Origin of the sequence: Luteolibacter sp. SL250, from assembly GCF_026625605.1 — a bacterium.
In the GTDB taxonomy this organism is placed as follows: Bacteria; Verrucomicrobiota; Verrucomicrobiia; order Verrucomicrobiales; family Akkermansiaceae; genus Luteolibacter.
The window spans coordinates 3,204,074-3,216,000 of record NZ_CP113054.1 but is presented as its reverse complement, the minus strand read 5'-3'; the positions used below and the strand labels follow the sequence as shown (position 1 = coordinate 3,216,000).

At 63.4% G+C, this 11,927-nt stretch carries 9 protein-coding genes and 1 tRNA gene; 6 read left to right on the top strand and 4 right to left on the bottom strand.

Annotation, left to right across the window (positions count from 1 at the left end):
- Nucleotides 1–95: 95 nt before the first annotated feature.
- Nucleotides 96–494: a hypothetical protein gene (locus OVA24_RS14185; RefSeq protein WP_267670535.1), complete on the top strand. Its 399-nt coding sequence runs from the start codon at nt 96–98 to the stop codon at nt 492–494.
- A 160-nt stretch (nt 495–654) separates the two neighbouring features.
- Here OVA24_RS14185 and OVA24_RS14180 read toward each other — a convergent pair whose 3' ends face one another.
- The gene (locus OVA24_RS14180; RefSeq protein ID WP_267670534.1) at nt 655–1,203 is read right to left on the bottom strand and encodes a peptidylprolyl isomerase; all 549 of its coding nucleotides are present in this window, start codon (nt 1,201–1,203) and stop codon (nt 655–657) included.
- A gap of 192 nt (nt 1,204–1,395) precedes the next feature.
- On the opposite strand from OVA24_RS14180, the gene OVA24_RS14175 reads away from it, so the two are divergent.
- A tRNA-Phe gene (locus tag OVA24_RS14175) sits at nt 1,396–1,471 on the top strand.
- Nucleotides 1,472–1,606: 135 nt separating this feature from the next.
- The gene (gene dnaG, locus OVA24_RS14170) at nt 1,607–3,520 is read left to right on the top strand and encodes a DNA primase (protein WP_267675286.1); all 1,914 of its coding nucleotides are present in this window, start codon (nt 1,607–1,609) and stop codon (nt 3,518–3,520) included.
- Between the two features lie 191 nt (nt 3,521–3,711).
- Here dnaG and OVA24_RS14165 read toward each other — a convergent pair whose 3' ends face one another.
- The gene (locus OVA24_RS14165; protein ID WP_267670533.1) at nt 3,712–6,009 is read right to left on the bottom strand and encodes a Tex family protein; all 2,298 of its coding nucleotides are present in this window, start codon (nt 6,007–6,009) and stop codon (nt 3,712–3,714) included.
- Nucleotides 6,010–6,174: 165 nt separating this feature from the next.
- On the opposite strand from OVA24_RS14165, the gene OVA24_RS14160 reads away from it, so the two are divergent.
- Entirely contained in the window at nt 6,175–6,531 is a 357-nt protein-coding gene (locus OVA24_RS14160) for a hypothetical protein (RefSeq protein WP_267670532.1), read from the top strand.
- Nucleotides 6,532–6,549: 18 nt separating this feature from the next.
- Here the strand turns inward: OVA24_RS14160 and OVA24_RS14155 are convergent, their stop codons facing one another.
- Nucleotides 6,550–7,290, bottom strand: coding sequence for a PEP-CTERM sorting domain-containing protein (locus tag OVA24_RS14155; RefSeq protein WP_267670531.1), 741 nt, complete (start codon nt 7,288–7,290; stop codon nt 6,550–6,552).
- 238 nt (nt 7,291–7,528) lie between these two features.
- On the opposite strand from OVA24_RS14155, the gene OVA24_RS14150 reads away from it, so the two are divergent.
- Nucleotides 7,529–9,103, top strand: coding sequence for a hypothetical protein (locus OVA24_RS14150; protein ID WP_267670530.1), 1,575 nt, complete (start codon nt 7,529–7,531; stop codon nt 9,101–9,103).
- Nucleotides 9,100–10,443: a hypothetical protein gene (locus OVA24_RS14145; RefSeq protein WP_267670529.1), complete on the top strand. Its 1,344-nt coding sequence runs from the start codon at nt 9,100–9,102 to the stop codon at nt 10,441–10,443. The genes OVA24_RS14150 and OVA24_RS14145 overlap by 4 nt, the downstream gene beginning before the upstream one ends.
- 123 nt (nt 10,444–10,566) lie before the next feature.
- Here the strand turns inward: OVA24_RS14145 and OVA24_RS14140 are convergent, their stop codons facing one another.
- Nucleotides 10,567–11,880 carry a bifunctional UDP-3-O-[3-hydroxymyristoyl] N-acetylglucosamine deacetylase/3-hydroxyacyl-ACP dehydratase gene (locus tag OVA24_RS14140; RefSeq protein WP_267670528.1) on the bottom strand — a complete coding sequence of 438 codons (1,314 nt, stop codon included), beginning with the start codon at nt 11,878–11,880 and terminating at the stop codon, nt 10,567–10,569.
- Nucleotides 11,881–11,927: the final 47 nt, after the last annotated feature.

Below are 11,927 nucleotides of genomic sequence, written 5' to 3'. Positions count from 1 at the left end.
GTGCAACTTTCTTTGACGGACTCCGTATAGAGGCCTACGTTGGTGATGGTCCCCGGATCTCCGGGCCTCCCAACCAACAAAACATAAATAATACCATGAAACTGAAACTCTGGATTCCAGCCTTGGCGCTGCCGCTCCTTTTCGCCTCCTGTGAGAAAAAAGCCGAACTGAGCGAAGAAGCGAAGGCTGCGGTTGAAGAAACCAAGGAAGCCGCCGACAAGGCCGTGGACGCAGCGAAGGACACCGCCGAAAAGGCCGCCGAAGCGACCAAGGAAGCCGGCAGCGATGCGGCGGATGCCGCCAAGGAAGCCGCCGACAAGGCCGTCGACGCCACCAAGGAAGCCGCTGACAAGGCTGTCGAGGCGACCAAGGAAGCCGCCGCAAAGGTGGAGGAAGCTGTCAGCCCGCCACCCGCGCCACCAGCACCCGCTCCTGAGCCAGCCCCGGCGCCGGCTCCTGAACCGACCCCGGTTCCGGCACCTGCTCCACAATAGTAGCACCCCGGGTCCATTGGCTCTGCCGCCGTCCCTTCCCGGGACGGCGGTTTTTTTGTACGGTGGTGGCCATGGTGATGGGGGCAGGCTTGCCACCGGCAAGGAAAAGCCCGGAAGGAACGATCCCGCCGGGCTTTTCGGAAAAGGCTGAAGGGAAATCTTACTTCGCCTTGTCGAGGATGGAGTTCCAGTGTTCCAGGTTGTCCTTCTGGGACTCGAAGAGGGAGGTGGTGTCGTCGTGGATGGTGATGCCGGTGATCTTGTCGCCCACGCCGTTGAACTTGCAGCCGCGCTCGCCGGTGTTGTTCTTGCCGGTGATCTTGCCGACGACGTCCATGCCGTTGGTCACCTGGCCGAAGACGGAGTGGCGGTTGTCCAGGAATGGGGTGGGGGTGGTGGTGATGAAGAACTGGGAGCCGTTGGTGCCCGGTCCGGCGTTCGCCATGGAGAACACGCCCGGCGCGCGGTGGCGCAGCTCAGGGTGGAACTCATCGCCGAACTTGTAGCCCGGACCACCACGGCCGCTTTCGGTCGGGTCGCCACCCTGGAGCATGAAGCCCTCGATCACGCGGTGGAAGGCCACGTTGTTGTAGTAGCCCCGCTTGCCGAGGTTCAGGAAATTGGAAACCGTCATCGGTGCCTTCGAGCCGTAGAGGGTGGCGTCGATGTCACCGGCGGTCGTGTGGAGCGTGATTTTGATGTCAGACATGCCCGCAAGCTGAACGCCGGATGGCGGTGGATCAACCTGATTTAAAGCGGGTGGCGGACGTCGATCCGGTGGGCTGTTAGAGACGGGCAACCGCCGTACGGAAGAAATCTGAAATTCTTTTCATTTTCCGGTTGTCAAAACCGTGGGGTGCCTCTTAGTTTCGCGGCCCGCCCGCGAGGGCAGGAAAGGTAAGGCCCAATAGCTCAGTTGGTAGAGCAGTAGATTGAAAATTTACGTGTCCTTGGTTCGAATCCGAGTTGGGCCACCACCTTGACCTCCAGCAAGTTGCCGGAGACCGCGCTGCGAAAGAAAAGCCGCGCTGGAGATTGGCCGGATGGCCTGCTTTCTCCCTGATTCACCGCATTCCGCAGACGGATGGTTTTTTCCATTTCCGGGCCGGGTGATGGTGTTCATACTCTGCCCCCGGAACGTGGCGCAGATCCCCAACGAGACGATTCAGAAGGTGCTGGATTCGACGGACATCGTCGATCTGATCAATTCCTATATCCCGCTGAAGCGGATGGGTTCGGCGTTCAAGGCGAACTGCCCGTTCCACCATGAGAAGACGCCGTCGTTCACGGTCAGCCCCACGCGGCAGAGCTTCCATTGCTTCGGCTGCGGCAAGCACGGTAGTGCCATCGGCTTCGTGATGGAGTATGAGAACCTGCCCTTCGTGGAGGCCATCAGGAAGCTGGCGGCGAAGGCGAACGTGCCCATCGTGGAGACGTTCGATCCCCAGGCGGATGCGGACCGGCGGTCGAAGGGACGGCTGATGGACCTGCACCGGGAGGCGGCGGCGTTCATGCACGAACGTCTGCTGACGGACCCGGAGGCACGGCACGCCCGCGCCTACATGAAGTCCCGCGGCTTCGGGAAGGAGATGGCAGTGCGCTGGCAGGTGGGTTGGATGCCCCGCGATTCACGGGTTTTCAAGGAATGGGTGAAGGCGAAGAAATTCACCGGCCGGGAGCTGGAGGCGGCGGGTCTCGCCGGACTGAAGGAGGAAGGGAACCCGCGCGCGGGACTCTACATCCGTTTCACGGACCGGCTGATGTTCCCGATCTGCAACGAGATCGGCGACGTGATCGGCTTCAGCGGGCGGAAGCTGCGCGAGGACCAGCAGGGCGGGAAGTACCAGAACTCACCGGAGACGGCCATTTTCAAGAAATCCAGCGTCCTGTTCGCACTGGACCGTGCGAAGAAGTCCATCTTGAAGGAGAAGTTCGCGCTGCTCTGCGAAGGCCAGCTTGACACGATCTGCTGCCATGAGGCGGGGATCGACAACGCCATCGCCACGCAGGGCACCGCCCTCACCACGCAACACGCGCGGATCCTGAAACGCTACATCAGCAACGTGGTCCTCTGCTATGACGCGGACGGTGCGGGCATCGAGGCGTCGGAGAAAGCGTTCAAGGAACTGGTGGCCGCCGGCATGAGCGCGAAGGTGGTGGAGATGCCGCCGGGGGATGATCCTGACTCCTACATCAAGGCCCACGGCGCGGAGGCGTTCCGGAAGCTGATCACGGAGGCGAAGGACTTTTTCGATTCCAAGTTGGGCCGCGCGAAGTCGCTGGGGACGCTGGACACGGCGGCGCAGAGGACGGCGGTGACGAACCAGAGTGTGGAGGCACTGGCGGCCATGAGCGACCATGCGGCGCGGGACCACCAGATCAACGTGGTGGCCACCCACCTGGGCATCTCCGCCGCCGCGCTGCGGGAGTCCATCGCCAAAGTGAAGAAGTTCCCGAAACGGGAAGGCTTCCAGAAGGAGACGGACCGGCCCGTGGCGGAACCGACGCCGCTCCACAGCATCGTCAGCGCGCTCTGCCACCTCGCCCTGTCCTCCGGGATGGCGCAGCATTTCCTGGCGGAGCAGTTCGAGACCCTGCATGAGGCGGACCGCTGGGTGGAGGGCATCCCACTGCTGGAGCGCATCCTGGCATCCGCACCGGATCCCGCATCACCCTCCGCACTGAACACCTTCATGCTGGGCTTGCCGGAGTCCGACAGGCTGGCTTTGTCGAAGGAGGCAAGCCGCTGGGAGGCAGGGGATGAGAACGGCATCCAGAGCGCGGAGCACGCGCTGACCGCACTTTCCTCCGTGGTGATCCAGAAGCGCGATGCCGCGGTGAAGGCGGCGATGCGCGAGCCGGGCCTGTCCCCGGAACGGCTGAAGCTGCTCCTGGAAGAAGCGAAGGAGATCAGCGCCCTGATGAAGGGCATCCAGCGCTTCGAATTCGACGACCAGCTCGCCGCCTCCACCTATAAGCCGAAGGAAGCGGCCTGGAAGAAGAAGTGGGAGAAGAAAGAGGGGTAGGGGTGGTAGCGAATCTCGTGAGAGATTCGGCGGGGTGGACGGCAACTGACGGAGAAGCATTGGTTGGACTTGTTGGAGCGCGGACTTCAGTCCGCCCCATAGAATCCGCCCATGCGAAACCAAGCGGACTGAAGTCCGCGCTCCGTAGAGTCTCGCAGCCGGACGTCTCACGACTTCGGCCACCCCTCCCATCACTTCTTCTTCGCCTGATTCAGCGCCTGGGAGAACCAGTCGTTGCCCGGAGCGCTGTTGGGGCGGAAGTTTCCATTGCCACCGCCGCCACCCTGATGGCGCGGACGGTTGCCGCCGGGGCGTGAATCCCGGTCACCACCGTCCGAGCGGCGGCCACCTTCCAGGTCCGGCTTGGACTTCATGGAAAGGGCGATGCGGTTGCGCTTCAGGTCCACCTCCATGACGGTGATCTGCACCTTCTGGCCGACCTTCACGACTTCCGACGCATCGCGCACGAAGTGGTCCGCGAGCTGGGAAACGTGGACGAGTCCGTCCTGGTGGACGCCCACATCCACAAATGCGCCGAAGGCGGTCACGTTGGTGACGATGCCGGGGAGCTTCATGCCCACCTGGAGGTCGGACGGTTTCTCCACGCCATCGGTGAAGGAGAACAGCTCGAACTGCTTCCGCGGGTCGCGGCCGGGCTTGGCAAGCTCGTTGAGGATGTCCTGGAGCGTCGGCAGGCCGACTTCCTCGCTGACGTATTTCTTGAGGTCGATCTTCTCGCGGGCGGCCTCGTTGGTCAGCAGCTCGACGACTTCGCATCCGGCGTCTGCCGCCATGCGCTCCACCAGCGGGTAGCGTTCCGGGTGGACGGCGGAGGAGTCGAGCGGGTGCTGGCCACCGCGCACGCGGAGGAATCCGGCGGCCTGCTCGAAGGCCTTGTCACCGAGGCGCGGCACCTTCTTCAGTTGCTCGCGGGAGGTGAAGGCACCGTTCTCATTCCGGAAGGCGACGATGTTTTCCGCCAGGGAGGCATTGAGGCCGGAGACATAGGAAAGGAGCTTCTTCGATGCGGTGTTGATCTCCACGCCCACGGCGTTCACGCAGGAAATGACGGTGTCATCCAGTGAGGCATTGAGCTGGCGCTGGTCCACGTCGTGCTGGTACTGGCCGACGCCGATGGACTTCGGGTCGATCTTCACCAGCTCCGCCAGCGGGTCCATCAGGCGGCGGCCGATGGAGACGGCACCACGGACGGTGACGTCCTCGTTCGGGAACTCCTCACGGGCCACGTCGGAGGCGGAGTAGATGGAGGCACCACTTTCATTCACGATGATGATCGGCTGGGTGACCTTCAGCTTCTTCACGAAGGCCTCCGCCTCGCGGCTGGCGGTGCCGTTGCCGATGGCGATGGCCTCGACATCGTATTTCTTCAGCAGCGTGACCAGCTCGTTGGCGGCCTCGTAGAGCTGGTGGTTGGAGCCTGCGGTGCAGTGGAGTACGGTGTGGTGCAGGAGCTTTCCGGAGCGATCCAGGACGACGGTCTTGCAGCCGGTGCGGAAGCCGGGGTCGATGGCGAGCAGGCGCTTCTCACCGAGGGCGGAGGCCAGCAGCAGCTCGCGCAGGTTTTCGGCGAAGACGGCGATGGCGGTTTCATCCGCGCGCTTTTTCGCCAGCAAGCGGGCCTCCGTCTCCATGGATGGCATTAGGAGGCGCTTGCAGCCGTCCTCGACGGCTTGGGCGACGTTCTTCGCACCTTCGCCGGAGCCATTCACCCAGTCCGGGAGGGCCTGTGAGGAAACGCGGTCCAGCGGGACCTCCACGCGCATGAGGAGGAAGCCCTCCTTCTCGCCGCGGCGGATGGCCAGCATGCGGTGGGAAGGGATGGCCTTGAACGGCTCCGACCACTCGAAGTAGTCGCGGAACTTCTGGGCGTCCGCCTCCTCTTCCTTTCCATACATGATCTTGGAGGAAACGGTGGCTTCCTCCTCGTAGATCTTGCGCACGCGGCCACGGAGTGCGGCGTCGTCAGCCACGCGTTCCGCGATGATGTCGCGTGCACCGGCCAGCGCGTCGGCGGCGGTGGGGACTTCCTTCTCCGCATCGACGAACTTGGCGGCCTCCTCGGCGGGGTCGGCGGATTGGTTCTCCATCAGCCAGTCGGCCAGCGGGGTCAGGCCGCGCTCGATGGCCTTGGTGGCGCGGGTCTGGCGCTTCGGGCGGAAGGGGGTGAAGATGTCCTCCACGCTGGTGAGGGTGGTGGCGGCGTTGAGCTTCTTTTTCAGCTCGTCGGTCAGCAGGTTGCGCTCCTCCAGAGACTTCAGGACGGCGGTGCGGCGGCTGTCCAGCTCCGCCAGTTGCAGCATGCGGTCGCGGATGGTGGTGATCTGGACCTCGTCCAGGGAGCCGGTTTGCTCCTTCCGGTAGCGGGAGATGAAAGGGACGGTGCCGCCTTCGGCGATGAGCTTCGAGGTGGCGGTGACGGAGGAAAGTGAGATGCCCGTTTCGCGGGCGATGGTTTCGAGGTGGGTCATGGGACGGAGGGGAAAATGAGGCCTCCCGCCGGGGCGGGGCAAGCGAAAGGCGGTGTGCGGAAAATTCAGGTGCCGCAGGGGATTTCCGGCTTGCCAAAGGGGGGGAGACGGAGAGCGGGCCGAATCGCTGTTGGTCAGGACCTGGAGTTCTGGTGAAAGGGGGGCATGAACAAGCGGGGATGTGATGTGATGCTGCGGCTCTCGAATCTGGGAACGGGCATCATCTTCGCCAACAACGCCAGCTACAGCCAGACGGCGGAGGCCGTTAATGCTCCCTCCGGATTGGGCACGGCGACGATTTCGGGAAATGTCACCTTTGGCTCCGTTCCGGCCGGGATGCCCACGATTGCCGGAACGGGCCTGGGGGACTTTGTGAACGTGACATGGGACGGCCTGAACCGGAATGCGGCTCCCGCCACTTCATCTCCGCTGAGAGGGGCGGGTGCCACGATCCAGGCGACGGAATGGGATCTGGAGTTCCGGTTGCGGAGCGCTCCCCATACAGCAGGTGCCTACCGTTGAGGGGGAGGACCCGGCCGGTCAGCGGCGGCGGCGCAGGACGGTCGTGCCGAGGCTGAGGGCAAGGGCGAGCGCGGAGGCAGGCTCCGGAACCGCCGCGCCGTTGAGACGCAGGTTGTCCAGACGGAGGATCTGAAGCGACTCGGCATTGCTTGATGCATACATATAGAGACGGAAGGTTACCGGTGCAGTGACATTGGCGAACGCGGGATCCGTGAAGGTGAAGGTTTCCTGCGCGAGATTATAGACATCTCCGGCACCCGGGCCTGGAACATCGCGGGAGATGGTGGAGCCGATGTTGGTGGAGTAGGGGGTGTCTCCCAGACTGCTGCGGAGGAAGGCGTAGGACGTATAACCGGGCGCGGATCCACCGGCATTCGAGCCTCCGAAATCGAGGGTGATGGTCTGGAGGTTGTAGGAAGTCCCGGCAGTGGGGGTGAAGGTGAAAGAGATGTAGTCGGGCGCGGTGACCGCATCGCCCTCATTTGTTTTCAGACCGCTGGTCCGGAAATAAAACATATGCGAGGACGAGGAAATACCGGCGCCAGTGACGCCCCCTGTTCCGGTGGTGGTGCCGGTGTTGTCCCCATTCGTAAGACTGATGTTCGATGCCGTGCTGGTGATGTCAGTATCGGTGGAAGTGGCGGATCCACTGGCAAAAGCGTAGTTGGCGAGAACCGCGCCTGAGGCGGTTCCTGACACGCTGATGCACGCCGCACAGATCGGGAGGACGAAAGGAATGGGGAAGGGTTTTCCGTTCATACGAAGGACCTGATACCGCCCTGGAAAGAGTCGGGCAATTCCTAATTCGTTTCCGGGTATCCGTAGACATCATTCATGTTCAGTTATTTTCAGAAGGTTGTTGAAAATTACGGGGAGTGCAAAGCCCCCAACTAGGTTGGGAATCGGCGGGCGACGAGCTATGGGAAGGGTCATCCCTCTCTGTCTGCGGCACGGATTTCATTGCCAGTCATAGGCTTTCCGGATAGGGGACAGGGCTGTGGAGAAACCGACGGGCGCGAGGAAGATCATGTGGGCGGGGAGCCATCTGCTGGCGGTTCTCGCCGGGTGGGGGCTGTGGACGGTGGCGGGGGACCGTGTGTTATCCGCAGCAACGGAAAGCAGGGAGTTCTTGAAGTTCCGCAGCCATGAACGTGTCGCCCGCATGCCGGGTGAGCGGGCGGAGGAGATCCTGGACCGCATTTCCGCCAGCGGCAAAAACCAGCTCCCCGCGAAAATGAAGCGGGTGGACGCTTACAAGCTCCGCCTGCTGGCGGCGGAGGAACTGAAAAAACGCGCCGCCGGGATGGAAGTGGCGGGAGATCCAGCAGCGGCGGCGAAGGAGAAGCTGGAAACCTTCCATGCACGGCTGAAAAACGGCGGGCCGGAGGATCTGGATGAACTTGCGGAAATGGAGGTGCGCCTGCTGCACTGGATGGACGCGGACCCGCAGGCGGCGCTCGCCTGGTTCGGGGCGAAATCGCGGGAGGATCTGGCCGAAGTGGTGCCCTACCTGAGGAACTCGCTGGATGTGATGATCCCCGGAGTTGGCGTGGAGGAGGCGGGGAAATGGATCGGCGTGAATTCACGGCTGGATGCGGAGCTGACTCGCAGCATCGCGGACCATGCCGGTGCGGCGGCGGATCTCGGCCAGCTCGCGCGGCTGAAGGCGGGCATCGACCCGCAACAGTGGAACAACATCCGGCTTTCCCTGATCGACACCTGGCCTCTGGCAAAGGCGGACGATCTTTTCAGTCTCGCGCAAACGGAAAGCGCGCCCCTCACCGTGCTGCTCTACGCGCGGCATCAGGGAAAGGAAGGGATGGCCTGGCTGCAGCGCCATCTGGCCGCCGCCGGCACGGACCCCGCCTTCCAAAGCAGCCTGCTGAGACATCACGACTACCACCAGCTCATGTATCTCAGTCCGGACTACGATTTCGAGAAACGGGCGGAGGTGGTGGCCGGGTTCGAGCCTGGCAAACCCGCCGAGCAGATCCGTCTGGAACTGGGCAGCCGGGATGTGGTGAGCGCGCTGGACGGGGGGCGGGACTGGCGTTTCGCCTTCCGCAACGGGACCGCCACGGCGGAGGAGATCTACCGGGAAATGGCGAAGGCGTTGCCGGACCTGGCGGCGAAATCCCCGGAGGCGCTGAAGCTGCAGCTTTTCAAGGAACTCTCGGAGTTCGGCGGGCCGCAGGCCACCAGCCTGCTGGACCACCTCCCTGCGGAGAAGAAATGGGAGATGGTGATGAAGGCCCCTCAGTGGCAATTTCTGAATGGGAACCCGCAGGATTTTCATGACTTTATCCGCACCATCCCGGCGGACACAGGGAACCCGGAGGTGTGGGAAACCCGCCTGCGGGTGTGGGAGGACAAGACGCGGAGATACCGTGAAAAGCTGGGGGCGGAGCAGTATGACCAGTGGGTGGGAACCCTGCCGGACGGCATCGACCGCGAGATGGCATCCTTCGCCCTCGTCAAGCAGATGAGAAACGGAAAGCCGGAGTTGAAGGAACGTCTCATCAGCCAGATCAAGGACCCGCAACTCAAGCAACGGATGGAGGGCGCGCAATGAAGACGTGGCAACGCAGGGCGCTCACGCATGCCGTGTGCCTGGGGATCGGGCTGGCGGGTGCCGTGGCACTGAAGCAGGCGGCCAACTCCGGAGGGCAGGACGTTCCACCGGCCGGTGGAAATGCAGCGCACGGCGGGAAAGGGGAGTCCATCCCTGATCGGCCCGGCAGACCGGTGGGGGCGGATGTGCTTTCCAAAGGTCCTGCGACGACGACGACCACTGGCGGAAATGATTTCCGGGGCGCATGGGATGCCATCGCTTCGCGCAACCTCACCGTCAGCCAGCGGCTGGAAATGCAGATCGGCGTGCTGCGGGAGTGGGCCATGGTCGATATGGAAGGGGCCATGCGCGCCGCGCTGGACAACGCGTGGGACGGCGGCACGCAGAAGGGTGGCGTGGGTCCGCTGATGGTCGCGTTCGATGAGGCGTTCCGTGCCCGGCCCATGGATGCGTGGGATCTCCTCCAGTCCGGAAGGCTGGGACTGGGGACGGAGCTTTTCCGCCAGCAGTGGATCGCCAGCGCGTCAAAGACGGAGCCGGTCTTTGTTTTTTCCGTGGCAAAGGAGCTCCCATACGCGCTGCGCATGGGAGCCATCCAGATGGCCATGAGGGCTGCCATGGGAAATCCTGAGCTGGAGGACCGGATGAGGCGGAAGATCGCGGACCTGCCGGATGAGCCGGGTTATGACAACTACATCGCCATCGCCTTCAACGCACTGCCTCCCAGTGAGGAAAACGCGGCGGAACTGTCCGGGCGTCTGGCCGCCGCGACGAACGAGCGGGCGAAGACCATGCTGCTGCATGAATTCTCCGCCGCTCTCCGTGAGGCCGGGGCCGCCACCCTCAGCGCGGAGTGGGCGAAGCTGTCGCCGGAGATGCAGAAGCGGGCCGCCGTCGCCTTTCTCAACGGTCCGCAGGGGACGAAGAACGCCCCGGCCGTGCTGGACATGCTGATGGCGACGGACCAGTGGGACCGCGTGACCGCCGCCGGCAACCAACTGACGGAATACAGCCGGAACCTCCAGGACACGAAGCAACTGGCGGAGTGGGGGATGACGCTGCCCGAAAGGCCGGAGGCCGAGTATCTCTTCCGCCGCACCATCGACCCGCTCATCAACCGCGACAACGCCGGAGCGCGGGAGTGGATCGAGTCACTGCCTGCGGGCAGCCCCCGGAAGGACCGCGTGCTGTTCGCCTACACCCAGAACGCGATCTACGCCCGGAATGACGAAGCCCTTTTCCAATGGGCCGTCGAGCGTATGACCGACCCGGACACGAAAGCCGCCGCCCTGCGTTCCTACGACGGCTGGGCGAAACGCCGCGGCCTGGGAGGGAAGTGATCGTGGGAGGCGCTGGGAGTGCCGGTCTCCAGACCGGCACTTCGCTTCGTTGGCTCCTCCTGGCCAAGAAAAACGGCACCCCGCAGGGTGCCGTCAAATATCAGAAATGGGACGGAGCGGCGCTCACCGGTCCATCAGCGCGAACTTCAGCTCCGCTTCGGAGACGACCTCGCCGTTGACCAGGCAGCGGCACTTCGTCTGGCCGATGGCGCCGCGGATCTTCATGATGTCGCTCTCGATGACCACGGTGTCGCCAGGCATCACGGGGCGGCGCCATTTCACGCTGTCCGCGCTCATGAAGTAGCCGATCTTTCCGGCGTTCTCCGGCTTGCGGAGCATGAGGATGGAGGAAACCTGGGCCATCGCCTCGAGTTGCAGCACGCCCGGCATGATCGGGTGGCCGGGGAAGTGACCCTGGAAAAACGGTTCGTTGATGGTGACGTTCTTGATCGCCACGCACTTGTTCTCCTCGAAGTCCACCACGCGGTCCACCATCAGGAACGGATAGCGGTGAGGCAGGATGTTGAGCACCTCGTTGATGTCCAGGACGCTCTCCGCATCCGGGATGGTCACGGCGGCGGGCACCATGGAGCGCATGCGGGCGTATTCCGCCTTGATCTTCGCGGCCATCTGCGTGTTCGGGCCATGGCCGGGCTTCACGGCAATGACGTGGCCGAGGATGCGCTTGCCGGAAAGCATGAGGTCGCCGATGAGGTCGAGCGCCTTGTGGCGGGCGAACTCGTTGTTGAAGCGGAGAGCTTCCTTGGACATCACCTCGTTGCCACGGATGACCACGGCGCTTTCGAGCGAGCCACCCTTGATGAGGCCTTTTTCGAGCAGCGGCTTCACATCCTCATAATAGACGAAGGTCCGAGCGGCGCAGATTTCCTTCTCATAGGTGGTCGGGTTGACCTCGCTGGAGAAATACTGGGTGAAGCGTCCGTCCGGACCGACGTTGGTCACGGAAACGCGGAACGTCTTGCTGGGGACGATGGTGATGAGCGTGCCGTCACCGGTTTCCAGATGGATCGGCTCACGGATTTCCCAGATCTTGCGGAGGGCATTCTGCGGGACGATGCCGGCCTTCTTGATCAGCTCCACGAACGGGAGGGAGGAACCGTCACCGATGGGCGGCTCGTTCGCGTCCATCTCGATGAGGGCGTTGTCCACGCCCATGCCGGTGAGGGCGGAGATTACGTGCTCCACGGTGTGGACCTTTACGGAGCCTTCCGCCAGGGTGGTGGCGCGCTCCACGGTCTGGACCTTGTCCACGTCCGCGTTGATGAACGGCTGGTCCGGCAGGTCGATGCGGCGGAACTTGAAGCCGTGACCCTCCGGTGCGGGCTTCAGGGTGAGGGTGACTTTCTCCCCGGTGTGGAGGGAGGTTCCTTCGAGAGTGGCGGAGCCTGCGAGGGTGTGCTGGACGGCGGCTGACATGAACGGGCAGTTTGTGGCCCCACCGGCAATGTTCAAGCCGGAATAAG